This window comes from Ornithinimicrobium sp. CNJ-824 (assembly GCF_001942405.1).
GTDB classification, from domain to species: Bacteria; Actinomycetota; Actinomycetes; order Actinomycetales; family Dermatophilaceae; genus Ornithinicoccus; species Ornithinicoccus kibberensis.
Map to the genome: position 1 here is coordinate 76694 of NZ_MKKA01000033.1, position 26088 is coordinate 102781.

The 26088-nt window shown below is 74.3% G+C and carries 18 protein-coding genes and 4 pseudogenes; 6 read left to right on the forward strand and 16 right to left on the reverse strand.

What is annotated here, in order from left to right:
- Window positions 1-29 precede the first annotated feature (29 nt).
- The 8 genes and pseudogenes from BJF81_RS11010 to rbfA form a co-directional block, all read right to left on the reverse strand.
- Complete coding sequence (locus BJF81_RS11010; RefSeq protein ID WP_075958376.1) at window positions 30-1181, reverse strand: serine hydrolase domain-containing protein; 1152 nt, start codon at window positions 1179-1181, stop codon at window positions 30-32.
- 6 nt (window positions 1182-1187) lie between these two features.
- Window positions 1188-3152 carry a TIGR03960 family B12-binding radical SAM protein gene (locus tag BJF81_RS11015; protein WP_075958377.1) on the reverse strand — a complete coding sequence of 655 codons (1965 nt, stop codon included), beginning with the start codon at window positions 3150-3152 and terminating at the stop codon, window positions 1188-1190.
- Window positions 3153-3239: 87 nt separating this feature from the next.
- Window positions 3240-3782 carry a hypothetical protein gene (locus BJF81_RS21560; protein ID WP_446740558.1) on the reverse strand — a complete coding sequence of 181 codons (543 nt, stop codon included), beginning with the start codon at window positions 3780-3782 and terminating at the stop codon, window positions 3240-3242.
- A 45-nt stretch (window positions 3783-3827) separates the two neighbouring features.
- A pseudogene (locus BJF81_RS11020) lies at window positions 3828-5086 on the reverse strand (AMP-dependent synthetase/ligase); the annotation flags it as partial.
- Between the two features lie 43 nt (window positions 5087-5129).
- Entirely contained in the window at window positions 5130-6188 is a 1059-nt protein-coding gene (locus tag BJF81_RS11025; protein ID WP_237770192.1) for an FtsW/RodA/SpoVE family cell cycle protein, read from the reverse strand.
- An 85-nt stretch (window positions 6189-6273) separates the two neighbouring features.
- Window positions 6274-7230, reverse strand: a complete 957-nt coding sequence (locus BJF81_RS11030; RefSeq protein WP_075958378.1) for a bifunctional riboflavin kinase/FAD synthetase — start codon at window positions 7228-7230, stop codon at window positions 6274-6276.
- An 11-nt stretch (window positions 7231-7241) separates the two neighbouring features.
- Window positions 7242-8174 carry a tRNA pseudouridine(55) synthase TruB gene (gene truB, locus BJF81_RS11035; protein ID WP_075958379.1) on the reverse strand — a complete coding sequence of 311 codons (933 nt, stop codon included), beginning with the start codon at window positions 8172-8174 and terminating at the stop codon, window positions 7242-7244.
- Window positions 8171-8638 carry a 30S ribosome-binding factor RbfA gene (gene rbfA / locus BJF81_RS11040; RefSeq protein ID WP_342447133.1) on the reverse strand — a complete coding sequence of 156 codons (468 nt, stop codon included), beginning with the start codon at window positions 8636-8638 and terminating at the stop codon, window positions 8171-8173. The genes truB and rbfA overlap by 4 nt, the downstream gene beginning before the upstream one ends.
- Window positions 8639-8762: 124 nt before the next feature.
- Between rbfA and BJF81_RS11045 the strand changes: the two genes are divergently transcribed.
- From BJF81_RS11045 to BJF81_RS11055, 3 genes are read left to right on the forward strand one after another with little or no spacing between them, the layout of a single operon-like run.
- Window positions 8763-9428 (forward strand): hypothetical protein, encoded by a 666-nt coding sequence (locus tag BJF81_RS11045; RefSeq protein WP_075958380.1) that lies wholly within the window; start codon window positions 8763-8765, stop codon window positions 9426-9428.
- 36 nt (window positions 9429-9464) lie between these two features.
- Window positions 9465-10001, forward strand: coding sequence for a copper chaperone PCu(A)C (locus tag BJF81_RS11050; RefSeq protein WP_075958381.1), 537 nt, complete (start codon window positions 9465-9467; stop codon window positions 9999-10001).
- Window positions 9998-11212: a Dyp-type peroxidase gene (locus BJF81_RS11055; RefSeq protein WP_075958382.1), complete on the forward strand. Its 1215-nt coding sequence runs from the start codon at window positions 9998-10000 to the stop codon at window positions 11210-11212. Before BJF81_RS11050 ends, BJF81_RS11055 begins: the two co-directional genes overlap by 4 nt.
- Before the next feature lie 76 nt (window positions 11213-11288).
- On the opposite strand, the pseudogene infB reads toward BJF81_RS11055, so the two are convergent.
- From infB to BJF81_RS11075, 4 genes and pseudogenes are all read right to left on the reverse strand, one after another.
- Window positions 11289-14161 (reverse strand): annotated as a pseudogene (infB, locus tag BJF81_RS11060) (translation initiation factor IF-2).
- Between the two features lie 191 nt (window positions 14162-14352).
- Window positions 14353-14622 (reverse strand): YlxR family protein, encoded by a 270-nt coding sequence (locus BJF81_RS11065; RefSeq protein WP_083664178.1) that lies wholly within the window; start codon window positions 14620-14622, stop codon window positions 14353-14355.
- A gap of 58 nt (window positions 14623-14680) precedes the next feature.
- Complete coding sequence (gene nusA, locus BJF81_RS11070; RefSeq protein WP_075958384.1) at window positions 14681-15712, reverse strand: transcription termination factor NusA; 1032 nt, start codon at window positions 15710-15712, stop codon at window positions 14681-14683.
- The gene (locus tag BJF81_RS11075; protein ID WP_075958385.1) at window positions 15712-16260 is read right to left on the reverse strand and encodes a ribosome maturation factor RimP; all 549 of its coding nucleotides are present in this window, start codon (window positions 16258-16260) and stop codon (window positions 15712-15714) included. The genes nusA and BJF81_RS11075 overlap by 1 nt, the downstream gene beginning before the upstream one ends.
- 94 nt (window positions 16261-16354) lie before the next feature.
- On the opposite strand from BJF81_RS11075, the gene BJF81_RS11080 reads away from it, so the two are divergent.
- The 3 genes from BJF81_RS11080 to BJF81_RS11090 all read left to right on the forward strand — a co-directional run bounded on the left by BJF81_RS11080 (window position 16355) and on the right by BJF81_RS11090 (window position 20787).
- Window positions 16355-17362 carry a DUF4439 domain-containing protein gene (locus BJF81_RS11080; protein WP_075958386.1) on the forward strand — a complete coding sequence of 336 codons (1008 nt, stop codon included), beginning with the start codon at window positions 16355-16357 and terminating at the stop codon, window positions 17360-17362.
- 69 nt (window positions 17363-17431) lie between these two features.
- Complete coding sequence (locus tag BJF81_RS11085; protein ID WP_075958387.1) at window positions 17432-19426, forward strand: thioredoxin domain-containing protein; 1995 nt, start codon at window positions 17432-17434, stop codon at window positions 19424-19426.
- Window positions 19427-19461: 35 nt separating this feature from the next.
- Window positions 19462-20787, forward strand: coding sequence for a CapA family protein (locus BJF81_RS11090; protein ID WP_075958388.1), 1326 nt, complete (start codon window positions 19462-19464; stop codon window positions 20785-20787).
- A 49-nt stretch (window positions 20788-20836) separates the two neighbouring features.
- Here BJF81_RS11090 and BJF81_RS11095 read toward each other — a convergent pair.
- From BJF81_RS11095 to BJF81_RS11110, 4 genes and pseudogenes are all read right to left on the reverse strand, one after another.
- A pseudogene (locus tag BJF81_RS11095) lies at window positions 20837-21633 on the reverse strand (sulfite exporter TauE/SafE family protein).
- Window positions 21634-21648: 15 nt separating this feature from the next.
- Window positions 21649-23430 (reverse strand): annotated as a pseudogene (locus BJF81_RS11100) (proline--tRNA ligase).
- 97 nt (window positions 23431-23527) lie between these two features.
- Complete coding sequence (locus tag BJF81_RS11105; protein ID WP_075958389.1) at window positions 23528-24802, reverse strand: alpha-amylase family glycosyl hydrolase; 1275 nt, start codon at window positions 24800-24802, stop codon at window positions 23528-23530.
- Complete coding sequence (locus BJF81_RS11110; protein WP_075958390.1) at window positions 24799-26043, reverse strand: cysteine desulfurase-like protein; 1245 nt, start codon at window positions 26041-26043, stop codon at window positions 24799-24801. The genes BJF81_RS11105 and BJF81_RS11110 overlap by 4 nt, the downstream gene beginning before the upstream one ends.
- Window positions 26044-26088 lie beyond the last annotated feature (45 nt).

Below are 26088 nucleotides of genomic sequence, written 5' to 3' on the forward strand. Positions count from 1 at the left end.
CGTCCCGCATCAGGGGACGGCGCACCCGGTCAGGCGTGCACCGCGGCCCAGAAGCGCCGCAGGTGGTCGTCGTCCGGTCCCGACATGCCGTGCTGCGTCAGGACGACCGCACCGACCCCGGCGACGGGATCGACCCACATCGAGGTCCCCGTGCCCCCGTCCCAGCCGAACCGGCCGGCATGGGAGCCGGGGAACGCCGCGACCAGGTCGATCCCCACGCCGAAGCCCCAGCCACGGTGCTCACCGAGCATGTCGCGGCTCATCGCCCCGGCCTGCGGCCCCCGGAGGTCGCGCGTCATCGCCGCTACGGCCTCCTCGGGCACGACCCTGCCGGAGCGCCCCCGGCCACGGTCGAGGAGCAGCGCGCACAGCCGCGCCAGGTCGCCGACGGTGGACAGCAGACCGGTCGCGAGGGAGCAGAACGCCGGTCGCCGCGTGAGCGCCGGGTCCTCGGCGGGGGCCACCTGGACCCGCACGCCGTTCTCGTCCGGGAAGAACTGCGCCGGCACCCGGCCGAGCTGGGACGGTGGGACGACCCAGCCGGTGTCGGTCATGCCGGCGGGCGCCAGGACCCGTTCGTGCAGGAGCTGGTCCACCGGGGTCCGGGTGGCTCGTTCGAGGACGATCGTCAGCAGGTCGTAGGACATCTGGTAGAGCCAGCCGCGTCCGGGCTGATGGGCCATCGGCAGGGTACCCAGCCGCTCGGCCCACTCGTCCGGGTCGAGCCTGCTGGGCACCCACGTCGAGGCCAGCCCGAGCCCGTCCACGGCACGCTCCAGAGGACTCCCCGCGACCGCCCGGCCCCAGCCGATCCCCGCGCCCATGCCGACGACGTCCAGGACGGTCAGCGGCCGGTCGGCCGGCTCGACGTCGTCGAGGGGCGAGGACGGCGTCCGCAGCACCGGTCGTCCCGTGATCTCCGGCACCCACCGCTCCACGGGGTCGTCCGGGGCCAGCGCCCCGTCGGCCAGCAGCGCCGTGGTCAGCAGGCCCGCCAGCGGCTTCGTCAGCGAGGCGACCCGGAAGACGGCGTCGGTCCGGTGGCTGCCGGCGGCGGCCACGTGCACCGACCGGGACGATCCGTCCCCGGTCACCACCGCCCAGGCCACCCCGGGAACCTGGCCCGACCCCACTATCGCGGTGGCTGCGGCGTCGACGCGCGCGACGAGGGTGTCCGGCACGGCTCGTCAGCGCACCACCGACAGCGGCAGGAGCCTCTTGCCGGTGGGGCCGATCTGGATCTCGGTGTCCATCTGCGGGCACACGCCGCAGTCGAAGCACGGCGTCCACCGGCAGTCCTCGACCTCGCGCTCGTCGAGGGCGTCCAGCCAGTCCTCCCACAACCACTCCTTGTCCAGGCCGGAGTCGATGTGGTCCCAGGGCAGCACCTCGTGCTGCCCACGCTCCCGGGTGGTGTACCAGGCGACGTCCACCCCGGTGCCCGACAGGCCCCGCTCCGCCGCGGCCATCCAGCGGTCGTAGGAGAAGTGCTCGTTCCAGCCGTCGAACCGCTGGCCGTCGCGCCAGACCTGCTCGATCACCGCACCCAGTCGGCGGTCCCCCCGTGAGAGCAGGCCCTCGACGATGCCGGGCTGGCCGTCGTGGTAGCGGAACCCGATCGCCGACCCGTACCGGCGGTCCGAGCGCAGCGCCTCCCGCAGCTTGGCCAGCCGGGCGTCGGTCTCGTCCGCACCCAGCTGGGCGGCCCACTGGAAGGGGGTGTGCGGCTTGGGCACGAAGCCGCCGATGGAGACGGTGCAGCGGATGTCCCGGTGCCCCGACACCTCCCGACCGGTCTCGATGACCCGCTTGGCCAGGTCGGCGATCTGGAGGACGTCCTCGTCGGTCTCGGTCGGCAGCCCGCACATGAAGTAGAGCTTGACCTGGCGCCACCCGGCGGCGTAGGCCGCGGCGACCGTGCGGATGAGGTCCTCCTCGGTCACCATCTTGTTGATCACCTTGCGCATGCGCTCGCTGCCGCCCTCGGGGGCGAAGGTCAGACCGGAGCGGCGCCCGTTGCGGGTCAGCTCGTTGGCCAGCTCGATGTTGAACGCGTCCACCCGGGTCGAGGGCAGCGACAGCCCCGTCTGGGTGCCCTCGTAGCGGTCGGCCAGGTCCTTGGTGACCTCGGCGATCTCGGAGTGGTCGGCCGAGGACAGCGAGAGCAGCCCGACCTCCTCGAAACCGGTGGCCGCCAGCCCCCGCTCGACCATCTCGCCGATGCCGGTGATGGAACGCTCCCGGACCGGCCGGGTGATCATCCCCGCCTGGCAGAAGCGGCACCCGCGGGTGCAGCCGCGGAAGATCTCCACGCTCATCCGCTCGTGGACCGACTCGGTGACCGGCACCAGCGGCTGCTTGGGGTATGGCCAGGAGTCGAGGTCCATCACCGTGTGCTTGGCGACCCGCCAGGGGACCCCGGGCCGGGCGGGGACGACCCGCTGGATGCGCCCGTCGGGCAGGTAGTCGACGTCGTAGAACGCCGGGACGTAGACGCCGCCCGTGGCGGCCAGCTGGAGCAGCAGCCCCTCGCGGCCACCGGGCCGCCCGGCCTCCTTCCAGCCGCGGAGGATGGTCGAGACGGCCAGCACCGCCTCCTCCCCGTCGCCGACCACCGCGGCGTCGACGAAGTCGGCGACCGGCTCGGGGTTGAAGCTGGCGTGGCCGCCCGCGATCACCAGGGGGTGCTCCTCGGTGCGGTCGCGGGCGTGGAGGGGGATCCCCGCCAGGTCGAGCGCGGTGAGCATGTTGGTGTAGCCCAGCTCGGTGGAGAAGCTGACGCCCAGCACGTCGAAGTCGCCGACCGCCCGGTGCGCGTCGACGGTGAACTGGGGCACCCCGTGCGCCCGCATGAGGGCCTCCAGGTCGGGCCACACCGCGTAGGTGCGCTCGGCCAGCACCTCGGGCTGCTCGTTGAGGACCTCGTAGAGGATCATCACCCCCTGGTTGGGCAGGCCGACCTCGTAGGCGTCGGGGTACATCAGCGCCCACCGGACGGTGTGCTCGCCCCCGCAGTCCCAGTCCTTGACCTGGGAGTTGAGCTCGCCGCCGACGTACTGGACCGGTTTGCTCACCTGCTCCAGCAGCGGCTCCAGGTCGGCCAGGACGGAGGCTCCGCGGGCACGGGTCGGGGGGCGCGAGGGCGAGGACATGCGGTCCAGGGTATGCAGCCGTGCCCGGCCCTGGGAAGCCGCCGCCGCCGGGGGTTCCCCGGCGGCGGCGCGTGGACCCGGCGTGTCCTAGCTCTCGACGTAGAACTCGTCGAGCTTGTCGCGGTACTTGGTGGTGACGACCTTGCGCTTAAGCTTCATGCTCGGGGTCAGGTCGCCCTCCTCGACCGACAGGTCGTGGTCGAGGATGTGGAACTCGCGGATCTGCTCCCACCGGTTGAGCTGGGAGTTGAGCTCGTCGACGTAGCCCTGGACCATCTCCCGGGCCTTGTCCGAGGTGACGATCTGGTGGTAGGAGTCGCCGGCCATGCCGTTCTGGGCCGCCCACGCCGAGATCGCCTCGGGCTCCAGGGTGATGAGCGCGGAGACGAACTTGCGCCCGTCGCCCTCGACGATCAGCTGGCTGGCGTAGGGGCAGATCCCCTTGAACCGGGACTCGATCAACGACGGTGCGACGTACTTGCCGCCGGAGGTCTTGAACAGGTCTTTCTTGCGGTCGGTGATCGTCAGGAAGCCGAGCTCGTCGACCTCGCCGATGTCGCCGGTGGCGAACCACCCGTCCGCGTCGAGGCTGGCTGCGGTCTCCTCGGGCAGCTGGTGGTAGCCCTCCATGACGCCCGGGCCCCGGAGCAGGATCTCGCCGTCCTCGGCGATCCGCACCTCCGTCCCCGGCAGCGGCCAGCCGACGGACCCGAACTTGTAGCCTCCCGGCGCAGGCCGGTTGACGAAGGAGGCTGCGCTGGTCTCGGTGAGGCCGTAGCCCTCGAGGATGAGCAGCCCCATGGCGTCGAACCATCGGGCGACGTCGGTGTTGAGCGCGGCCGAGCCGGAGATGAAGAACCGGACCTTGCCGCCGAAGCGGCCCCGGATCTTGCTGAGGACCAGCTTGTCGGCCAACCGGTACTTGGTGGCCAGCAGGCCGCCCGGCTGACCGCCGGCGGCCCGGATCTCCCCGACCTCCTTGCCCACCCCGGAGGCCCAGGTGAACAGCTTCGCCTTGACGCCCCCCTCGTCCATCATCATCGTCGTGATCTTGCCGTAGACCTTCTCGAAGATCCGCGGCGCGGCCCCCATGAGGTCGGCTGCACGACGGCGACGTTCTCGACGATCTTGTCCGGCCGCCCGTCGACCGCGGTCGGGAAGCCGATCTGCAGCGGCAGGGCGAGCAGCACCTTGCCGAGGACGTGCGCCAGCGGGAGCCACAGGTACTGCACGTCGTCCTGGCTGAGGATGCCGATCGAGGCCACGGCGGCGGCCTCGTAGGTCCACGCGGAGTGCGGCAGCCGCACCCCCTTGGGGCGTCCGGTCGTGCCGGAGGTGTAGATGATGGTGGCCAGGTGCTCGGGGGTGAGGGCGTCGATCCGGGCGTCCACGACGTCGGGCTCGCGCTCGAGCCGGCCGCGCCCGAGCTCCTCGAGCTCGGCGAAGCTCATGACGTGCTCGCCGTCGCCCTGGCCGTCGACCACGACGACCTTGAGCACCTCGCCCAGCTCGCCGGCCCGCTCACGCAGCTTGGCGACCTGCTCGTCGTCCTCGGCGATGACGACCCGGCTCCCGGAGTCGGCCACGATGTAGGCCAAGTCCTCGGTGATCGTGGTCGGGTAGATCGTGGTGGTGGCGGCTCCGGCGCACATGACGGCCAGGTCGGAGAGCACCCACTCGATGCGGGTGGAGGACATCAGCGCGACGCGCTCCTCCGGCTGCACGCCCAGCTCGACCAGTCCGGCGGCCAGGGCGTAGGCCCGGTCCCGGGTCTGGCTCCACGTCAGCGACTCCCACCCGTCCCCGACCGGGTGACGGAACGCCTCGCCCTGCGGCAGGGCCTGGACTCGCTCGCGGAACATGTGTCCCACGCTGGGGGCGCGGTTCTCGATGATGCTCCGGTCGACCTTCTCGTCGGTCGCAGATCGGGCCATCGTCAACTCCTTCGTCGGCTGGCACGGGCTGGGGCCAATTCTGTCACGCCGCCGCCCCGGCGTCAGCGACCCCCACGCCCGTCCTGCTGCGCGGCGGAGACGAGGCGACCGCGACCCAGCAGGCCAGCATCGAAGAGCCGCCGTAGGACAGGAACGGCAGCGGCAGACCGGTGACCGGCAGCAGCCCCAGGTTCATCCCCACGTTCTGCACGATCTGGAAGGCGAACCAGCTCGCCACCCCCACGGCCACGAGCCGGGCGAAGGGGTCCTCGCAGCGCAGGGCCACGACGAGGGCGCGCAGCACCAGGAAGCCCAGCAGCAGCAGGAGGCCGCCGGCGCCCAGCAGGCCCAGCTCCTCGGCGGCCACGGAGAAGATGAAGTCGGTGTGCTGGAAGGGCACGAAACCGCCCTGGGTGTGGGGCCCCTGCCCCAGACCGGCCCCGTCCCAGCCCCCCGAGGCGATCGCCAGCCGCACCTGCCGGGTCTGGTAGCCGATGCCCAGCGGGTCCAGGGACGGGTCCCGGAAGGCCAGCAGCCGGTCGACCTGGTAGGGGTCGAGCAGGGGCACGCGCACGGCGGCGACGACGGCGGCGGCGGTGCCGGCCAGGGCTGCGGTCGTCCACCGCCAGGACGCGCCCGAGGCGGCGACCACCCCGACGGTCAGCATCCCCAGCACCAGGGCGCTGCCCAGGTCCGGCTGGAGCAGGATGAGCACCACCGGCAGCCCCGCCAGCGCCCAGGCCAGCAGCACCTCCCGGGCCCGGGGAGGGCGCCACCGGTCCCGCCCCTCGGCCAGGATGACGGCCAGGCCGAGGACGAGGCCGATCTTGGCCAGCTCGGCCGGCTGGAGGGAGAAGCCGCCGGGCAGGAAGAGCCAGGAGCGTGACCCGTTGACGGTCTGCCCCAGGGGGGTCAGCACGAGCAGCAGACCGGCCACCCCGCCGACGTAGGCCACCGGGGCCAGTGCGCGCAGCCGGCGGACGTCCAGCAGCAGCACCGCGAGGGCGGCCGCGACGCCGACCGCCGTGGTGACCAGATGCCGCACGGCCAGGGCGGGGCCGACCTGCTCGTGGGTGGCGGACCACACGAGGAGCGTGCCCACGAGCGAGAGCCCGCCGGCGGCGACGACCAGGCCCCAGTCCGCCCGGGCGAGCCGGGCCGCCAGGCGCGCGACGCCATACCCGGGGTCAGCCCAGGAGGGTGCGGGTGCGCTCGACGTCGAGGGCGATCTGCGACAGCAGGTCGTCCACGGTCTCGAAGCGGTCGTTGCCGCGCAGCCGCAGGGCGAAGTCGACGGCGACGGTCTCCCCGTAGAGGTCGAGGTCGTCGCGGTCCAGGACGTAGGCCTCCACGGTGCGTTCGACGTCGTCGAAGGTGGGGTTGGAGCCGACCGAGATGGCGGCGGGGAGGCGGTGGTCCGGGTCGTCCGCCGGCAGCGACGGCCGTTCGAGCCAGCCGGCGTAGACGCCGTCGGCGGGCACCATCCCCTCGCTGTCGGTGCTGAGGTTGGCCGTCGGGTAGCCCAGGTCCCGGCCGCGGTGGTGCCCGTGCACCACCTCGCCGGAGACGCGGTGCGGCCGGTCCAGGATCTCGGTGGCGGTCTCCATGTCCCCGGTCTGGATCGCCTCCCGCAGGGCGGTGGAGGACCACGTGCGCCGCCCCTGCTCCTGCTCCCCCACGGTGCCCTGCACGAGCACCTCGAAGCCGTACCGGCGGCCCAGCTCGCGCATGGTGCCGACGTCGCCGCTGTTGTGCAGGCCGAAGCGCGAGTCCTGCCCGAGGACGACGACCCGGGAGCGGAGCCCGTCGACGAAGGTCTGCACGACGAAGTCCTCGGGCGTCAGCAGGGCGTACTCCCGGGTGAACTCCACGACGACGACGCCGTCGAGCCCGAGCCCGGCCAGCAGGTCGAGCCGGTGGTCCAGGCCGGTGATCTCCTGGGGCGCCCGCTCGGGGTGCAGCACGGCCACGGGGTGGGGGTCGAAGGTGACCGCCACCGAGGCCAGCCCGCGCTCCCGGGCCGTGGCGACGACGGTCTCCAGGACGGCCCGGTGCCCCCGGTGCACGCCGTCGAAGTTGCCGAGGGTGGCGACGGTGGGGCCCAGGTCGGGGGGGACCTGGTCCAGGCTCGTCCAGCGGTGCACGGGCGCCTACTCTACTTCTGCCCGGCGGGGGCCAGGACCACGTGCGCCCGGGCGGTCGGGCCGCTCTCGTCGAGGACGGCGACCAGGGTGCCGTCCGGCCCGACGGCCGCCACCGGGGCGGTGCGGCCCGGGACGGCCGACGGGACCCGCTGGCCGTAGCCGAGGGCCCGGGCCTCGGCCTCGTCCAGCTGACGCACCTCGAGGGCGGCACGGGCCGCGGCGGCCAGGTCGAGCAGGTGGGCGGACGGGCCGTCGCCGGTGTCCGGGTCGAGCTGGTCCAGGGTCACCGCCCGGTCGAGGGTGTAGCCGCCGACCCGGGTGCGCCGCAGGGCGGTCAGGTGCCCGCCGACCCCGAGCGCCGCCCCCAGGTCGCGGGCCAGCGCCCGCACGTACGTGCCCGAGGACACCTCCACCTCCACGTCCAGGTCCACCACCCGGTGGCCGTCCTCCAGGACCACGTCCCGGCGCCCCAGCACCTCGAAGCGGTGCACGGTCACGGGCCGGGCCGCCAGCTCGACCTCCTCGCCGGAGCGGACCCGGGCGTAGGACCGGCGACCGTCGACCTTGACCGCGCTCACCGCGCTGGGCACCTGCTGCACCGCCCCGGTCAGGCCGGCGACGGCCTCCAGCACCCGGGCGTCGTCCAGGTCGCCCGCGTCGGCCCCGCCCGTGGTCTCCCCCTCGGCGTCGTCGGTCACGGTGGAGCGTCCCAGGCGCACGGTGGCGGCATACCCCTTGTCGTGCCCCACCAGGAAGGTGAGCAGCTTGGTGCCCCGGTTCACCCCCAGCACGAGGACGCCGGTGGCCATCGGGTCCAGGGTGCCGGCGTGCCCCACCCGGCGGGTGCCGCACAGGCGACGGGCGCGGGCGACGACGTCGTGGCTGGTCCAGCCGGCGGGCTTGTCGACGACGAGCAGGCCGTCGCCGACACCCTCAGCGGTCATCCGCCGGCAGGTCGCCCGGTCGCCCGTCCGCGTCGTCCCCGTCCTCGTCGGCCGGCCGGCGGTAGGGTCGGGCTCCCCGGCGTAGCCGCGGCGGCCCGCTGGCGGGCCAGCTCGGCGTCCCGCTCGGCCACCTGACGGAGCAGCTCGTCCATGTGGGCGGCGTCCTCGGGCAGGGCGTCGAGGATGAACTCCAGGCTGGGGGTCAGCCGGATCCCCAGGCCGCGCCCCACGAACGAGCGCAGCCGGCCCCGGTAGGCCTCGAGGATCTCCGCGGCGGTCGCCCGGTCCTCCTCCTCGCCCAGGACGGTGTAGAACACGCTGGCGTGCTGCAGGTCGCCGGTCACGCGCACGTCGGTGACGGTCACGAAACCGAGCCGCTGGTCCTTGACCACCTGGGACAGTCCCTGCGTCACCAGCTGCTTGATGCGCTCGGCGATGCGGCGGGCGCGGGCCTGGTCTGCCATGGGTCCTCCTGGGTCGGCGGTGGGTCGGGGCGTGCCGGACGGGTCCTCGGCGGCACGGGCCCGACCATCCTACGGACCTCGCGGGGCACCGTTCACCCGCGACGCGTGGGATACCCTGGTGGGTATGACGTGGGTGGCCAGGGGTGCCCGCGCGGGCACGCTGTCCGCCCTCGCGGTGGGCTGGGGCCTGCTCGCGCACCTCGGGGCGGGCGGGCACGGGGCCGCGGACGGCCCGCACGCGGCCTTCTCCCCCGGCGCCCTCCTGTGGGCGGGCTCGGCGACCCTGCTCCTCGCGTGGTTCCTGGTCCCTCCCGGGCGGGGCTCGGCCCGCGGGCCGGGGGCCGCCCGGCTGCTGGTGACGGTCGGTGCCGGGCAGGGGTTCACCCATGCCGCTCTTGCCCTGGCGCCACTGCTCGGACGACAGACCCGGGTGCCGGTGACGCCGGCCCCGGGCACCGGTGTCGTCACCGGGCACGCGGGCCACCTGCCGGCGGTGGTGGGGGGCACGCCCGCGCCCGCCGAGCTGCTGACGGTCCTCGGTCACGGTGGGACCTGGATGCTCCTGCTGCACCTCCTGGCCTCGGTGACCGTGGTCGTCCTGTGGGCCGCCGCCGCGGCGCTCTGGCGCGAGGCGACGTCCTGGTGGGGCCGGCTGATGGACACGGGCACCGTGCGCGTCCCCGTCCGACCCCGCCGGCCCGCCGTCGTCGGGGTCTGCCCGGCCCCCGCGGCCGTTCCGCACCTCTCCTGGGACGGGAGGGCGCCGCCGACGCCGTCGGCCGTGCCCTGACCCCCTCCCGCCCAGACCCGATCCCAGGAGAACCTCATGCCCACCGTCCCCCGCTCCGCGCTGCCCGCGCTCACCCTGACCATCGCCCTCGCCATGCCCCTGACGGGGTGCGGCTCCACCTCCGCCGACCCGACCGACGGCTCGGCCACCGCCGCCGACGACGCCGCCCTCACGCTCGAGGACGGCTGGGCCAAGGCGACCGACGGCCCGATGACCGGGGTCTTCGGCACCCTGACCAACGAGGGCGACGCCGACCTGCACCTCGTCGAGGTCCGCAGCGAGCTGGCCGGCATGGCCGAGATGCACGTGACCGTCGACGACGGGGCCGGCGGTCGCGTCATGCGCGAGGCCGAGGACGGCTTCGTGGTCCCCGCCGGCGGCGAGCACGCCCTGGAACCCGGAGGCGACCACCTGATGCTCATGCAGCTGGCGGAGCCGGTCGAGACGGGCCAGGAGGTCACCCTCGTGGTCGTGGACGCCGACGGGGGCGAGCACGAGTTCACCGTGTCCGCCCGGGCCTTCTCCGGGGCGGAGGAGGAGTACGCGCCCGAGCAGGAGACCGAGGACCGGTGAGTGCTCCCGACCTGGGTCGCCGGGCCCTGCTCAAGGGTGGCCTGCTCGGCGGTGCCGGTGCGTTCACGCTCGCCGGGGCGGTCGCGTCCTCGGGCGCGGCGTCGGAGGGCTCCGCCCCCGGGACCTCCTCCACGGGGACGACGGACCTCGTCGTGCCCTTCCACGGCGAGCACCAGGCCGGCATCACCACCCCGCCCCCGCCCCATGCGGTCTTCGTCGGGATGGACCTCGACGACGGCGTGGGCACGACCGAGCTGGGTCGTCTCATGCGGGTGTGGACCGACGACATCTCACGTCTCACCGCAGGCGTGGCACCGGTGACCGACCAGGAGCCGGAGGTGGCCGCCCGACCGGCGGGGCTGACCGTCACGGTGGGCTGGGGGCCGGGGCTGTTCGACCGGCTGGGCCTGGACGACCGGCGGCCCTCGTGGCTGGCCCCGTTGCCGCCGATGCCGGTCGACGACCTGGACGAGGCCTACGGGGGGACCGACCTGCTCCTGCAGCTGTGCTCCCACTCCCCCGTCCCGCTGGCCCACGCCCGCCGTCTGCTCGTGGGGGCGGCCCGCGGCATCGCCACGCCGCGGTGGGTGCAGCCGGGCTTCCGAGATCCCGGTGAGCAGGCCGGGCTGGCCTTCCGCAACGAGTTCGGGCAGGTCGACGGCACCGTCCAGCCGGACGTCGCCGACCGGGACGCGGACCTGCTGTGGATCGGCCCGGCGTCGGCCTCTCACCCGGGATGGGTGGGCGGGTCCAGCCTGGTGCTGCGCCGGATCCGGATGGACATGGAGGACTGGGAGCGGGCCGACCGCGTCGCCCGCGAGCACGCGGTGGGCCGGGACCTGGCCACGGGCGCGCCGCTGACGGGCGGGGAGGAGTCCACCCCGGTGGACCTGCACGCGGTGCTGCCCAGCGGGCTGCCCGTCGTCGACCGGCACGCCCACGTGCGGCGCGCCAGCCCGCACGCCCCCCACGAACGCTTCCTGCGCCGGCCGTACAGCTACGAGCAGGTGGGGACCGACGGCACCGTGGAGACGGGCCTGCTCTTCGCGGCCTTCCAGGCCGACCCGGTGCGGCAGTTCCTGCCCGTCCAGCGGCGGCTGGCCGAGGGCGACCTGCTCAACATCTGGACCGTCCCCGTGGGATCGGCCGTCTACGCCGTGCTGCCGGGGTGCGCCGAGGGCGACTGGCTCGGCCGGGCGCTGCTGGTCTAGCCTCCCCGGGCACCAGGAAAGGCCCGGTCCGTCCCTGGGGACGGACCGGGCCTTCCTGGTGCGGAAGGGCGCAGCCTCAGCTGCGCGGGATCTCGCGCATCTCGTAGGTGGTGATGAGGTCGTCGACCTGGAGGTCGTTGAAGGACCCCAGGTTGACACCGCACTCGAAGCCCTCCCGGACCTCGGTCACGTCGTCCTTGAACCGCCGCAGACCGGCGATCTCCAGACCCTCGGTGACGACCACGCCGTCGCGGGTGATGCGGGCCTTGGCACCGCGGCGGATCTCCCCGCTGCGGACCAGGCAGCCCGCGACGTTGCCGAACTTGGAGCTGCGGAAGATCTCACGGATCTCCGCCGTCCCGGTCTCGGCCTCCTGGTACTCGGGCTTGAGCATGCCCTTGAGGGCGTTCTCGATGTCGTCGATGGCCTGGTAGATCACGCCGTAGTAGCGGATCTCCACACCCTCGCGCTCGGCGTAGTCCGCGTTCTGACCCTCGGCCCGCACGTTGAACCCCAGGATGATCGCGTCGGAGGCGACCGCCAGGTTGATGTTGTTCATCGTGATCGCACCGACGCCGCGGTCGATGATCCGCAGGTCGACCTCGTCGCCGACGTCGATCTGCAGCAGGGCGTCCTCGAGGGCCTCGACCGAACCGGAGACGTCGCCCTTGAGGATGAGGTTGAGCGTCTCGACCTTGCCCTGGGCGAGGGCCTGGTTAAGGTCCTCCAGGCTGATCCGCTTGCGGGACTTGGCCAGGGCCGCCTGCCGGTCGGCCGCCTCGCGCTTCTCGGCGATCTGCCGGGCGGTGCGGTCGTCCGGCGCCACCAGGAAGGTGTCGCCGGCGCGGGCGACCGAGTCCATGCCGAGGACCTGGACGGGCCGCGAGGGCGGCGCCTCCTGCACGTTGTTGCCGTGCTCGTCGAGCATGGCCCGCACGCGTCCGTGGCTGCCACCGGCGACGATCGCGTCGCCGACCCGCAGGGTGCCCTGCTGGACCAGGACGGTGGCCACGGCTCCGCGGCCGCGGTCGAGGTTGGCCTCGATGGCCACGCCGCGGGCGTCCTTGTCGGGGTTGGCCCGCAGGTCCAGGGCGGCGTCCGCGGTGAGCAGGACCGCGTCGAGCAGCTGCTCGATGTTCCTGCCCTCCTTGGCGGAGACGTCCACGAACATCGTCTCCCCGCCGTACTCCTCGGCCACCAGGTTGTACTCGGTGAGCTGCTGACGGATCTTGGCCGGGTTGGCACCCTCGACGTCGATCTTGTTGACCGCCACGACGATGGGCACGTTCGCTGCCTGCGCGTGGTTGAGCGCCTCCACGGTCTGCGGCATCACGCCGTCGTCGGCGGCCACGACCAGGATCGCGATGTCGGTCACCTTGGCTCCACGGGCACGCATGGCGGTGAACGCCTCGTGGCCCGGGGTGTCGATGAAGGTGATCGCGCGGTCCTCGCCGTCGTGGTCGGCGTGCACCTGGTAGGCACCGATGTGCTGGGTGATGCCACCGGTCTCGCCGGCACCGACCTCGGACTCCCGGATCGCGTCGAGCAACCGCGTCTTTCCGTGGTCCACGTGACCCATCACCGTCACGACCGGGGGCCGCGGCAGCAGGTCCTCGTCGGACTCGGCCTCCGCCTCGGCCTCGAGGTCGATGTTGAACGCGCTGAACAGCTCGCGCTCCTCCTCCTCGGGGGAGACGACGCGGATGTCGTAGCCCAGCTCGGAGCCGAGCACGCCGAAGGTGTCCTCGTCCAACGACTGGGTCGCCGTGGCCATCTCACCGAGGTGGAAGAGCACGGTCACCAGCGCTGCCGGGTCGACGTTGATCTTGTCGGCGAAGTCGGTCAGCGAGGCTCCGCGGCGCACCGTGACGGTCTGCCCGTTGCCGCGCGGGACGTTGACGCCGCCGATCGACGGCGCCTGCATCTGCTCGAACTCGGCGCGCTTGGCCCTCTTGGACTTGCGCCCGCGGACCTTTCCGCCGCCACGACCGAAGGCACCGGCCGTGCCACCACGGCCCCGCGGTCCGCCGCCGCGGCCACCGGGGCCGCCACGGAAGCCGCCGGGAGCACCGCCCGGTCCACCGGGACCGCCGCCGGGACGGCCGCGTCCGCCGCCCGGACGGGCGGGCCGTTCCCCAGGACGGGGCACCGCGGCGCGCTCGGGCATCATGCCGGGGTTCGGACGGGCACCACCGGGACGGGGCGCCGCGGGACGCGGACCACCCGGACGGGGGCCGGCGGGACCGGCGGGTCCACCGCGAGAACCACCGGGCCGGGGCATCCCCTGGCTGGTGGCGAAGGGGTTGTTGCCGGGGCGGGGGGCGCCGCCGCCACGCTCACCACGGTCGGCGCCGCGGTCGCCGCCTCCGCGGCGCTCACGGCCCATGCCCTGGCTGGAGGAGAACGGGTTGTTGCCGGGCCGCGGACCGGGCTTGGCGCCGGGGCGGGCCGGACGTGGCCCGGGGGTCGCTCCACCCTCGGGCCGGCGCTCGCCCGCGGCCGGTGCGTCCCCACCGGGGGACTGCTCGGGGGCCGGACGGTCCGGGCCGGGGGCCGGGGGGTCGGGGACGCGGAGGGAGCCTTCGCCGCCGGAGCCGCCGTCTCGTCCGGGGCCGTCGGCCCGGGCTGCGGCGCGGCGGGCCGTTCCTCGGGGGCGGTGGTCGGGGGCTGCTGGGCCGCCGGCGCCGGGGTCGGCTGCGGGGCGGCCTTCGGTCCGGGCTTGGGGGCCCCGGACGCGGGCTTGGGCTTGCGGGCCGGGGACCCGCCGCCGGCGGGCTCGGCCTTGGCGGCCGCCGCGGGCGGGTTCTCCCGGATCTTGCGGACGACAGGGGGCTCGATGGTCGACGATGCCGACCGGACGAACTCTCCCTGCTGCTTCAGGTGGGCGAGCAGCTCCTTGCTCTCGACCCCGAGCTCCTTGGCGAGCTCGTAGACCCTGAGTTTGGCCACGGTGTGGTGTCTCCTTGGTGTAGCGCCACGACCGGGCCCCTTCAGGGCACGCCCGTGACTAGTGCTGGTGGGTGCTCATCGCTGAGTACTCATCGGGTGCTCATCAGCGTCAAACCCGCTTCCGGTTCCTCGATGACAGGCCCGGGTGGGCCCGCCCTTTGCTGGCGGCCGGATCCGTTGACCCGGCCGTGTCACGTCTGCTGCTCGAACCGTTCCTGCACGGCCGTGGTGTCCACCGGGCCGGCCTGCGTCAGGCGCAGGGCGCGGCCGAAGGCACGACGCGCGATCGCGATCCGCACGCACTCGGGGTCGGGGTGCACCCAGGCACCTCGTCCGTGTGCGCGGCGCCGCTCGTCCGGGACGACGGTCCACCGGTCGGTGTCCGCCGGTCCGCGGACCGCGACGACCCGCAGCAGTGCGGACTGCTCGTCCCGGCGGCGGCACCCCACGCACGTGCGCACCGGGGTGCGGCGCGACGTGCCGGATGAGGACGTCGTGGGACGGGCAGTGCTCTCCACTCTACACGCCCGGGGGAACGGCGTCCTCCCGCCCCGCCCGTTCCTCCTGCTCCTCGGTGTCGGCCCGGATGTCGATCTTCCACCCGGTCAGACGGTGCGCGAGCCGGGCGTTCTGACCCTCGCGGCCGATGGCCAGGGACAGCTGGTAGTCGGGCACCACGACCTGGACCTGCCGCGTCCGCGTGTCGACGATCCGGGCGGACTGGACCCGCGCCGGGGACAGCGCCGCCGCCACGTACTCCTCCGGGTCGTCGCTGTAGTCGACGATGTCGATCTTCTCGCCCTGCAGCTCCGCCATGACCGCCCGCACCCGTTGGCCCATCGGCCCGATGCAGGCCCCCTTGGCGTTGACGCCCGGCACCGTGGCCCGCACCGCGATCTTGGTGCGGTGCCCGGCCTCGCGGGCCACGCCGGCGATCTCCACGGTGCCGTCGGCGACCTCGGGCACCTCCAGGGCGAAGAGCCTGCGGACCAGGTTGGGGTGCGTCCGGGACAACATGATCTGCGGTCCCCGGTAGCCCCGCTTGGCGCTGACGACGTAGCAGCGGAGACGCTGCCCGTGCCCGTAGCTCTCCCCCGGCACCTGCTCGGCGGTCGGCAGCTCGCCCTCGACCGTGCCGAAGTCGACCAGGACGAAGCGCGGGTCGTTGGACTGCTGCACGACGCCGGAGACGATGTCGCCCTCCCGGGCCCGGAAGTCGCCGAGCACGGCGTCGTCCTCGAGCTCGCGCATGCGCTGGGTGATGACCTGGCGGGCGGTGGCCGCGGCCACCCGGCCGAAGCCCTCCGGGGTGTCGTCGAACTCGGGGCCCGGTTCCCCCCGGGTCCCGTCGTCCAGCACGGGGGCGGGCTCGCGGGCCCAGACGGTCACGTGCCCGCTCCGGCGGTCGAGCTCGACGCGCGCGTCGCGGTAGTGCCCCTCGATCTTCTGGTAGGCCGACAGGAGGGCCTGCTCGATCGCCTGGACGATGACGTCCATCGGGATCTCGCGCTCGCGCTCCAGCAGCCGCAGCGCGGCCATGTCGATGTCCATCAGTGGTCCTTTCCGTCGGGGCGCGAGAACTCCACCTGCACGGAGGCCCGCTCGATGCTCGGCCAGGCGAGCTCCAGGGCGTCGTCGGGCTCCTCCCCCGGTCGGGCCTCACCGCCGCGCACCTGCTCCAGCCGCACGCCGTCGCCGTCCACCGACACGAGGCGCCCGGTGACCGGGCCGCCGTCGGTGCGGCCGACGGTGAGCAGCCGACCGACGTTGCGCCGGAACTGGGCCGGGCTGCCCAGGGGCCGGTCCACGCCCGGCGAGCTCACCTCCAGGGTGTAGGGGCCCTGGCCCGTGGCGTCGGAGGCGTCGAGGGTGTCGGAGACCGTCCGGGTGGCCTCGGCGATCTCGTCGAGGGTGAGCGGCTCGACCACGGAGGTGGTGTCGCCAGGGTCCAGGCCCTCGACGTCACGGGCCACGAAGACCCGGACCAGCCGGCGGCGGCCGGCCTGCTGGACCACCACCTCGTCGACGACGACCCCGCTGCCCTGCAGGGCCTGGGCGACCTCCTGGGTGAGCAGCTCCGTGCGTGCCCGGGTGTCCATCAGGTGCCTCCTGCGATCTTCTGCTGTCTGCCGACCCCCGGGCACCCTGCGGTGCCGGGCCACCGGTCCGGAACCGTCTACCCTACCTCTTGAGATGATCCCCGTCATGCCCCCGACCGTGTCCCGCCGTGCCCTTCTGCGCTCCGGCGGACTCGTCGGGCTGGCGGGCCTGCTCGCGGCCTGCGACGGGTCCGAGGGACCGGACAGCACGTCCCCCACCGGCGCGGTGGAGCCCGACGACCCGACCACCTGGCCGCCCGACACCACCCTGCTGCTCTCCGCGCGTCAGCGCGTCCACGGCTACCTGGCCGCGCTCGAGGTGGTGGAGGTGCCCTCCGGCCGCGCCTCCCGGCTGCGCGACGCCTGGGAGGCCCAGCTGGAGACGGTGGAGCAGCTGGTGACGCTGGGCGGGGTGCCGTTGCCGGCACCACCCACGGACCCCGTGGTCACCGCCGCCCCGGACGACACCGCCCGCACGACCGCCCCCACGGACGACGCCGACCGGACGGCCGGGCCCGAGCGGCCTCCGGCGGACCGGCTCGGCCAGGTGCTGCGCGCCGACGTCACCGAGGCCCTGCGCGACGCCTCCACCGCGACCCCGACCCACCTCGCGATGCTCGTCTCGGTGGCGGCGCAGCACGCCGCGTCCGCCCAGGAACTCGGGGCCGCCGTGGACTGGCCTCCGCTGGCCGGGCCGCGGGACGCGGCCGCGGTGCCGCTGCTGGCCGCGCTGCGGCCGGCGGTGTTCGGCCTGGAGGTGCTGGCGGCACGGTCCCGCGGCGAGGAGCGTGCCGACTACGAGTCGGTGCTCGAGGAGGTCGCGGGTCTGACCCGGCAGCTGACCAGCCTGGCCGGTCGGGCCGCGCCCGTGCCGCCGCTGGGCTACGACCTGCCCGAACCGCTGGCCGACCGCGAGGACCGCCGCGACCTGGCCGTCCGGCTGGTGGCCGACGTCGCCCCCGCCGCCCTGACGACGGCCACCCGGGTGTCCGGGGACGTGGCCCAGCTGACGGGGGTGGCCAGGGTGGTCGCGGAGGCGGTCTCCTGGGACCGCCGCCTCGGCGGGCGGGGCAGCCCCTTCCCGGGCATGACCGCTCCCTGACCTGAAGGCGCCCCGACGGGCACCGGCCGTCCCGACCGGTCCCCACGCCGACGGCATACCGTGGGACGCATGCCCAACCGTCTGGCCGCCAGCACCTCCCCCTACCTCCTGCAGCACGCGGACAACCCCGTGGACTGGTGGGAGTGGGGGCCGGAGGCCTTCGCCGAGGCCCGCCGCCGGGACGTGCCGGTGCTGCTGTCGGTGGGGTACGCGGCCTGCCACTGGTGCCACGTCATGGCGCACGAGACCTTCGAGGACGAGGAGGTCGGCCGGCTCGTCGGCGAGCACCTGGTGGCGGTCAAGGTCGACCGGGAGGAGCGTCCCGACGTCGACGCCGTGTACATGGCGGCCACGACCGCGTTGACCGGTCGCGGCGGGTGGCCGATGACCTGCCTGCTCACGCCTAAGGGTGAGCCCTTCTGGGCGGGCACCTACCTGCCCCGTGAGCAGTTCGCCCAGCTCGTCCGGGGTGCGGCGAGGGCCTGGCGGGAGGACCGGGAGCGCGTGCTCGCCGGCGGTGCGCAGATCGTCGCCGCCCTGCGCCGGGCCGAGGACCGCGCGGCCCCGGGCACCGCCCCCGTCGAGGACGATCTCGCCGCGGCCGTCCGGACGCTGGCGGGCGAGTTCGACCCCCGGTGGGGCGGCTTCGGCGGGGCGCCCAAGTTCCCTCCGTCCATGGTGCTGGCCTTCCTGCTGCGCCACCACGGGCGCACCGGCGACGACCAGGCGCTGGGCATGGTGAGGCGGACCTGCGAGGCGATGGCCCGCTCCGGGACCTACGACCAGGTGGGCGGCGGCTTCGCCCGGTATGCCGTGGACCGCGCCTGGGTGGTCCCCCACTTCGAGAAGATGCTCTACGACAACGCCCTGCTGCTGGGCGTCTACACCGACCTGCTGCGGGCCGACCCGGCGACCCGGCCGTGGGCCGGGCGGGTGGTGCGGGAGACCGTCGAGTGGCTGCTGAGGGAGATGTGGACGGAGCAGGCCGCCTTCGCCAGCTCGTTGGACGCCGACACCGACGGGGCCGAGGGAGCCACCTACGTCTGGACGCCGGACCAGCTCCGCCAGGTCCTGGGGGACGAGGACGGGCGCCGGGCCGCCGCGCTGCTCGGCGTCACCGCGACCGGCACGTTCGAGCACGGCACCTCGACCCTTCAGCTGCGCCAGGACCCGGACGACCCGGCCTGGTGGGCGGACGTGCGGGAGCGGCTGGACCTGCACCGCAGCCTGCGGCCGCAGCCGGCCCGGGACGACAAGGTCGTCACCGCCTGGAACGGCCTGCTCGTGGCCGCCCTCGCGCACGCCGGCTGGGTGCTGGACGAGCCGGACTGGGTCGACGTGGCCGCCCGCTGCGCGCGGTTCGTGCTGGACGTGCACGTCGTCGACGGGCGGCTGCGGCGCAGCTCCCGGGACGGCACCGTCGGCGACGCCCTCGCGGTGGCCGAGGACCACGGCGACCTCGCCGACGGCCTGCTGGCCCTGCACCGGGCGACCGGGGACCCCGGCTGGCTGGCCGAGGCCGGCCGGCTGCTGGACGACGCGGTGGGGCTCTTCGGCCGGCACGACGGCAGCTTCACGGCCACCGGCCGGGACGCCGAACGGCTCGTGGTGGACCCTCGCCCGGAGGGGGACAACGCCGAGCCGGGGGGCGTCAGCGCCCTGGCGCTGGCGCTGGTCCGGCACGGCGCCCAGGCGGGGCGCGCGGACCACCTGGAGCGGGCGGGCGCGGCCCTGGGCGGGATGTCCGCCCTGGTGGCGCAGGCCCCCCGCTTCGCGGGATGGGCGCTCGTCGCGGCCGAGGAGCTCCTCGCCGGCCCGGTCCTCGTGCGCCTCTCCCCCGCCGGACCCGACGACGGGGCGGACGACGCTGCGGACGGGTCGGGCACGGCACCCGTGGCGGGACCGCTCGGGCGGGCGGTGCGGCATACCCCGGTCGGCACCCTGGTGGTGGACGGCGACCCGGGCACCCCGCTGGTCGGGGGCCGACGCGCGGCGACCGTGTGCCGGGGCACCGTGTGCGACCTGCCGACGACGGTCCCCGACGACCTGCCGGGGCGGGGCTAGTCTGGCGCCCATCGCCTACCTGGAGGGGGTATGCCGTGCGACGCACGTCCGCCGTTCCCGCCGTCGCCCTCGGCGCGGCCCTGCTGCTGGCCGCCTGCGCATGGGGCACCGAGGATGCTCCCGGGGGCACCCCGACGGCCGTCCCCGCGCCCGCGCCCGCACCCGAGGGCGACGGCGAGGGCGAGGACGAGGAGGCGACCGAGGACGCGGGTGACGGGACCGCAGGGGAGGGGACCGCGGAGGGGGTGGCCCCGCCGGAGTCGTCGCTGGAGGAGGAGGACGACGCGGACGCCGACGGGCCGGTGGAGGTGACGATCGCCGCGGCCGGCGACATCCTGGCCCACTCCCGGCTCAACCTCACCGCCAACGCCTACGCGGGCGGCGCCGAGGGCGCCTACGACTACACGCCCATGTTCGCCGACGTGACCTCCCCCATCTCGGAGGCCGACCTGGCGCTGTGCCACCTGGAGACCCCGCTGTCCCCGGACAACACCAACCTGTCGGTCCCCGACCGGCTCGTCTTCAACACCCCCCGCGAGATGGCCGACGCGCTGGCCGGTGCCGGTTTCGACGGGTGCGAGTTCGCCTCCAACCACACCATGGACATGGGCATCGGCGGGCTGGCGGCCACCGAGGAGGTCGTCCGCGAGGCCGGGATGGGCTACGCGGGCCCCACTGCGGACGAGGAGCGTTCCGGGCAGGCGGAGGTCTACGAGGTCCCGACCGAGGAAGGCACGGCCCGGGTCGCCCACCTGGCCTACACCTACACCTACCCCAACTCCGGCACACCCACGACCACCATCCCCGGGGAGGCACCCTGGCTGGTCGACGCCTCGTGGCCCAACCTGGACAGCGACGGCATCCTCGAGCAGGCCGGTGCCGCCCGGGACGAGGGTGCCGACTTCGTCGTGGTGAGCATGCACTGGGGCAACGAGTACCAGGCGCAGCCGACCGAGGACCAGACCCGGATCGCCGGCGACCTGCTCTCCTCGGGCGAGGTCGACCTCATCCTCGGCACGCACGTGCACGTCATCCAGCCCTGCGAGCAGGTCGACGGTCGGCACGTGATCTACGGGCTGGGCAACTTCCTGTCCAACCAGTCGCCCGACACCCACGCCAGCCTGGCCCCGGCGACCCAGGAGGGCATGGTGGCCACCTTCACCCTGACGCGGGACGAGGACGGCGAGGTCAGCTCGCGGATGGAGTACCGGCCCACCCGGGTCGAGATCGTCCCCGGGCCGCAGCCGGGGCCGCACGTCATCCGGCTGGTCTCCCCGGAGAACTACCCCCAGACCTGGGAGCGGACGACGGCCACGGTGGACCTCCTCGGCGGGTGCGGGGCCGAGCCCGTGCAGCCCTGAGGGCCCCTCCCCCCGCTCCCGCCCGCCCGGGACCCGCCCGGCCGGGGGCTCAGCCGAGGAGCTGCTCGGCGGTGTCCAGCCCGATCTTGACGATGAAGGCCGTGAGCACGAGGACGAAGAAGACCCGGACGAACCGGCTGCCCCGGGCCACCGCCACCCGGGCGCCGAGGTAGCCGCCGACGATGTTGCAGGCGCCCATGACCACCCCGAGCTCCCACATCACCGCCCCCTGCGGCACGAACACCACCAGGGCCGCCAGGTTGGTCGCCAGGTTGGCGATCTTGGCCTTGGCGCTGGCCTCGAGGAAGCCGTAGCCCAGCGCGCTGACGAGCGCGAAGACGAAGAAGGACCCCGTCCCCGGTCCCAGCGCCCCGTCGTAGGCCCCGATCACCACCCCGATGAGCAGCGCCACGGCCAGGTGCCGCCGCGGCCGGACGTGCCCGAAGCGCAGCCGCTGCATCTGTCCCATCGACGGCCTGGCCAGGGTGTAGACGCCCACCGCCACGAGCACGGTGAGGATGATCGGGTTGAACGCCTCCTTGCTGATGAGGAAGGCGGTCGCCGCTCCCCCGGCGCTGCCGAGGAAGGCGGACCCGGCCAGCGGCAGCGCGGTGCGCAGGTCGGGCCGGACCCGGCGGAAGTAGGTGATCGAGCTGGTCGCGGTGCCGGCGATCGAGCCGAGCTTGTTGGTCGCCAGCAGCTGGACGGGGCTGGCGCCCGGGACCCCGACGAGCAGGGCGGGCAGCTGGATCAGCCCGCCGCCGCCCACGACGCGTCGACGAAGCCCGCCGCCAGGCCCGCCAGGGCGAGGAAGACCAGGACGCCCGGGTCGAGGCTCTCCAGCACCGGAGGGGTATGCCGTCAGGCCGGGTGCGCGTCGCCGCGCACCTCGGCGAGCACCTCGCCGACCGTGCGCTCCACGGGCACGTCGCGGCGCCCGCCGGTCCGGCGGTCCTTGACCTCGATCGTGCCCTCGGCCAGGCCCTTGCCGACGACGACGATCGTCGGCACGCCCAGCAGCTCGGCGTCCTTGAACTTCACTCCGGGGCTCACCTTGGGGCGGTCGTCGTAGATCACCGTCAGGCCGGCCGCCTCCAGGTCGGCGACGAGCAGCTCTCCCTGGTCGTAGACGTCCTGGCTCTTGCCGGTCGCCACGACGTGCACGTCGGCGGGGGCCAGGGCGCGCGGCCAGCACAGGCCGACCTCGTCGTGGGTGGCCTCGGCGACGGCGGCGACGGCGCGGGAGACCCCCACGCCGTAGGAGCCATCGTGACCGTGACGAGCTTGCCGTTCTCGTCGAGCACCTTCAGCCCGAGGGCCTCGGCGTACTTGCGACCGAGCTGGAAGATGTGGCCCATCTCGATGCCGCGCGCCAGGGTCAGGGTGCCGGCCCCGTCCGGGCTCGGGTCCCCCTCCTTGATCTCGGCGGCCTGGATCGTGCCGTCGGCGGTGAAGTCCCGGCCGAGCACCAGTCGAAGACGTGCTTGCCGTGCTCGTCGCGCCGGTGACCCAGGCCGACCCCTCGGCGACGGAGGGGTCGAGCAGGTAGCGGATCCCGGAGGCCTTCTCCAGCCCGAGGACGGCCGGGCCGATGTAGCCCTTGGCCAGCATCGGGTAGGCGGCGAAGTCCTTCTCCTCGAACGGTGCCCACTGGGCCGGCGCGACCTGGGCCTCGAGGCGCTTGGCGTCCACGTCGCGGTCGCCGGGCAGGCCGACGGCCAGCGGCTCGGTGCTCCCGTCGGGGTGGGTGAGCAGGACCACGACGTTCTTGAGGGTGTCGGCCGCCGTCCACGGCCGGCCGTCGGCGCGGGGGTGCAGGGCGTTCGCCTGCGCGACGAGGGTGTCGATCGTCGGGCTGTCCGGGGTGTCCTCGACGTGCGCCGCGGGCGTCGACGCCACCACGGCGGGGTCGACCGGCGACGCCTGGGGCACGACGACCGCCTCGACGTTGGCCGCATACCCGCTCGCCCCGCAGCGCACGAAGGTGTCCTCGCCGACGGGGCTGACCGCGAGGAACTCCTCGCTGGCGGACCCGCCCATGGCGCCGGAGTCGGCGTGCACGACGACGTACTCGAAGCCGAGCCGGTCGAAGATGCGCACGTAGGCCTCGCGGTGCCGCTGGTAGGCGGCCTCCAGCCCGGCGTCGTCGACGTCGAAGGAGTAGGAGTCCTTCATGACGAACTCACGGCCGCGCAGCAGCCCGGCCCGGGGGCGGGCCTCGTCACGGTACTTGGTCTGGATCTGGTAGAGCGTCAGCGGCAGCTCCTTGTAGGAGCTGAACATGTCCTTGACCGCGAGGGTGAACATCTCCTCGTGGGTGGGGCCCAGGAGCATGTCGTTGCCCTTGCGGTCCTGCAGCCGGAAGAGGTTGGGGCCGTACTCGGTCCACCGGTTCGTCGCCTCGTAGGGCTCGCGCGGCAGCAGCGCCGGGAAGCTCAGCTCCTGGCCGCCGATGGCGTCCATCTCCTCGCGGACGACCTGCTCGACCTTGCGCAGCACCTTCAGGCCCAGCGGCAGCCAGCTGTAGACGCCCGGGGCGGCGCGCCGGACGTAGCCGGCGCGCACGAGCAGCTTGTGCCCGGGCAGCTCGGCGTCGGCCGGGTCCTCGCGCAGGGTCCGCAGGAACAGGGTCGACAGGCGCATGGCCACGTGGGTGCACTCCTTGGCTCGGGTGGGCGGTTCCGGGACGACGACGGGGTATGCCGGGCGGGTCCCGTCCACGTCGGGGGACCGTCGCAGACTACCCGAGCGCCCAGCCGTGGGCAGGCACCGGAAGGTCGCCGTGGACGCCGGCGAGGGTGACCTGGTCGTCGGTGAGGTTGAGGCCGAGGGTGAGCCGGTGGTCCTCCTCGGGGCCGGTCAGGTCGACCGCGGCCGTGGCGTCCGCGACGTCCCGGGCGGTGGCCGTCGCCCTCGTGATCCACGGGTGCGTGCGGCGCAGGTGGATGATCCGCTGGTGCTCCGCCAGCAGGGCCCGGCCGTGGGGCAGCAGCTCGTCGGGGCTCTCCGGGAAGGGCGGGCGCACGGAGTCGTCGCCCCCGGGCTGGTCCAGCTTCTCGCCGGTGAAGCCCTGCTCGTCACCGGCGTAGACGGAGGGCACGCCGGGCAGCAGCAGGGCGAGGGCGGCCGCGGTGCCGACGTGGCGGACGTCGGTCAGCTTGCTGGCGATCCGGGTGACGTCGTGGTTGCCGACGAAGGTCTGCGGGCGGAAGGCGGCGCAGAAGTCGGCGTGCCGGGTCAGCGCCCACGCCAGCTCGTGCAGGTTGACGTCGTTGAGCGAGCTCCAGACGGCCTTCCACAGCTCGTACTGGGTGACCGAGTGCACGCCCGACCGGTGGACGAAGTCGACGTAGTCGCCCTGGATGACCTCCCCCAGGATCCAGGCGTCGGGGTGCCGCTGTCGGACCCGGTCGAGGATGGGGCGCCAGGCGTCCGCACCGGGGGCGAAGGCGGCGTCCAGGCGCCAGGCGTCGACGCCGGCGCCGAGCCAGTGGCCCATCACGTCGACGACGTAGTCCTGGACCGGGGGGTGGGTCAGGTCCAGCTCGACCAGGTCGAGGTTGCCCTCGAACCCGCGGGGGTACTCCCCCACCCAGCGCAGCCAGGCCCGGTCCGCGGGGGTGGCGTCGGCGGCGAGCGCCCGGCGCACGATCTCGTGGTCCTCGGAGACGTGGTTGAAGACGCCGTCGAAGGCGACCCGGATGCCCTTGTCGCGGGCCTGGGCGAGGAGCTCGCGCAGGTCGCCCTCGTCGCCGAGCCGGGGGTCGACCCGGTAGTGGTCGAGCGTGTCGTAGCCGTGGCTGGTGGAGGCGAGGACCGGGCCCAGGAGGAGGCCGTTGGCGCCGAGCTGCAGCAGGTAGTCGAGCCAGCCGGTGACGCGGGGCAGCCGGTGGACCACCGCGCCGCCCTGCCCGGCGTGCTCGGCGGCGGTGCGCTCGGCCCCGACGAAGCCGAGGGGGTAGAGGTGCCACCAGACGACGGTGTCGACCCAGGCCGGGCCGGTCACGGCGGTCATCGCCGGGCCGCCAGCTCGGCGACGCCCTCGAGGAGGCGGTCCACCTCGTCGGCGGTCGTGTAGGGCGCCATCCCCACGCGGACCCCGCCGCCGGCGCCGAGGCCGAGGCGGTGGCTGGCCTCCCACGCGTAGAAGTGGCTGGCCGGGGCGTTCACCCCCCGGTCCGCCAGGCGACGGTGGACGGCGGCGGGCTCGACCCCGTCGAGGGTGAACAGCAGGGTCGGGGTCCGGTGGGCGGCCCGGGAGTGGACGGTCACCCCGTCCATCGCCCGCAGCCCGTCCTCGGCGCGCACCCGCAGGCCCTCCTCGTGCTCGTGGAGCGCCGCGAAGGAGGCCGCCAGGCGGTCGCGGCGGGACAGGCCTGCCGGGTCCGGGTGCCCGGCCGCCCCCTCCCCCTCCCAGGCGAGACCCGCGAGCACCTCGACCGCGGCGGTCGTGCCGGCGAGCAGCTCGTAGGGCAGCGTGCCCAGCTCGAAGCGCTCGGGCACCGCGTCGCTGGAGGGGAGCAGCTTGTCGGGGTGCAGCTCCTCCAGCAGGTCCGCCCGGCCGCAGGTGACGCCGAGATGGGGGCCGAGGAACTTGTAGGGCGAGCAGGCCATGAGGTCGGCCCCGAGCGCCTCGCGGTCGAGCAGGTCGTGGGCGGCCAGGTGCACCGCGTCCACGTGGACCAGGGCGCCGACGTCGTGGGCGGCGGCGACGACGGCGGGCAGGTCGGGGCGGGTGCCGACGAGGTTGCTCGCGGCCGTGACGGCGACGAGCCGGGTGCGCCCGGACAGGACCTCCCGGACGGCCTCGACCGGCAGCTCACCCGTGGCGGGGTCGAGCTCGGCCCACCGCACGGTCGCCCCGACCGCCTCGGCGGCGATCACCCAGGGGCGGACGTTGCCGTCGTGGTCCAGCGAGGTGACCACGACCTCGTCGCCCGGCCCCCAGCCGTGGGCACGGGCCAGGGTGCGCGCGAGGTCCATGGTGTTGGCGGTCATGCTGCGGCCGAAGACCACCGTGCCGGGGTCGCTGCCGAGCAGGTCGCCCATCGCGCCCCGGGCCTCCCGGACGATGTCGTCGGCGAGCCGCTCGGCGGCGGTGACGGTGCCGCGGTTGGCGATCGAGGAGGTCATGATGCGGGCGACCGCCTCTGCGACCGGTGCGGGCGTCTGCGACCCTCCCGGCCCGTCGAAGTGGGCCGTCCCGCCGGCCAGGGCGGGGAACAGCGCGCGGACCGCGGCGACGTCATACCTCATGCCGCCCAACCTAGTGCCTGCCCCGCGGCGGAGGCGTCGACCCAT

What these genes read in the sequence shown, in the direction of transcription:
- BJF81_RS11015 (WP_075958377.1), bottom strand. Translation starts at nt 3,152, where the DNA reads ATGTCCTCGCCCTCGCGCCCCCCGACCCGTGCCCGCGGAGCCTCCGTC.
- BJF81_RS21560 (WP_446740558.1), bottom strand. Translation starts at nt 3,782, where the DNA reads ATGGAGGGCTACCACCAGCTGCCCGAGGAGACCGCAGCCAGCCTCGAC.
- truB (WP_075958379.1), bottom strand. Translation starts at nt 8,174, where the DNA reads ATGACCGCTGAGGGTGTCGGCGACGGCCTGCTCGTCGTCGACAAGCCC.
- rbfA (WP_342447133.1), bottom strand. Translation starts at nt 8,638, where the DNA reads ATGGCAGACCAGGCCCGCGCCCGCCGCATCGCCGAGCGCATCAAGCAG.
- BJF81_RS11045 (WP_075958380.1), top strand. Translation starts at nt 8,763, where the DNA reads ATGACGTGGGTGGCCAGGGGTGCCCGCGCGGGCACGCTGTCCGCCCTC.
- BJF81_RS11050 (WP_075958381.1), top strand. Translation starts at nt 9,465, where the DNA reads ATGCCCACCGTCCCCCGCTCCGCGCTGCCCGCGCTCACCCTGACCATC.
- nusA (WP_075958384.1), bottom strand. Translation starts at nt 15,712, where the DNA reads ATGGACATCGACATGGCCGCGCTGCGGCTGCTGGAGCGCGAGCGCGAG.
- BJF81_RS11075 (WP_075958385.1), bottom strand. Translation starts at nt 16,260, where the DNA reads ATGGACACCCGGGCACGCACGGAGCTGCTCACCCAGGAGGTCGCCCAG.
- BJF81_RS11080 (WP_075958386.1), top strand. Translation starts at nt 16,355, where the DNA reads ATGATCCCCGTCATGCCCCCGACCGTGTCCCGCCGTGCCCTTCTGCGC.
- BJF81_RS11085 (WP_075958387.1), top strand. Translation starts at nt 17,432, where the DNA reads ATGCCCAACCGTCTGGCCGCCAGCACCTCCCCCTACCTCCTGCAGCAC.
- BJF81_RS11105 (WP_075958389.1), bottom strand. Translation starts at nt 24,802, where the DNA reads ATGACCGCCGTGACCGGCCCGGCCTGGGTCGACACCGTCGTCTGGTGG.
- BJF81_RS11110 (WP_075958390.1), bottom strand. Translation starts at nt 26,043, where the DNA reads ATGAGGTATGACGTCGCCGCGGTCCGCGCGCTGTTCCCCGCCCTGGCC.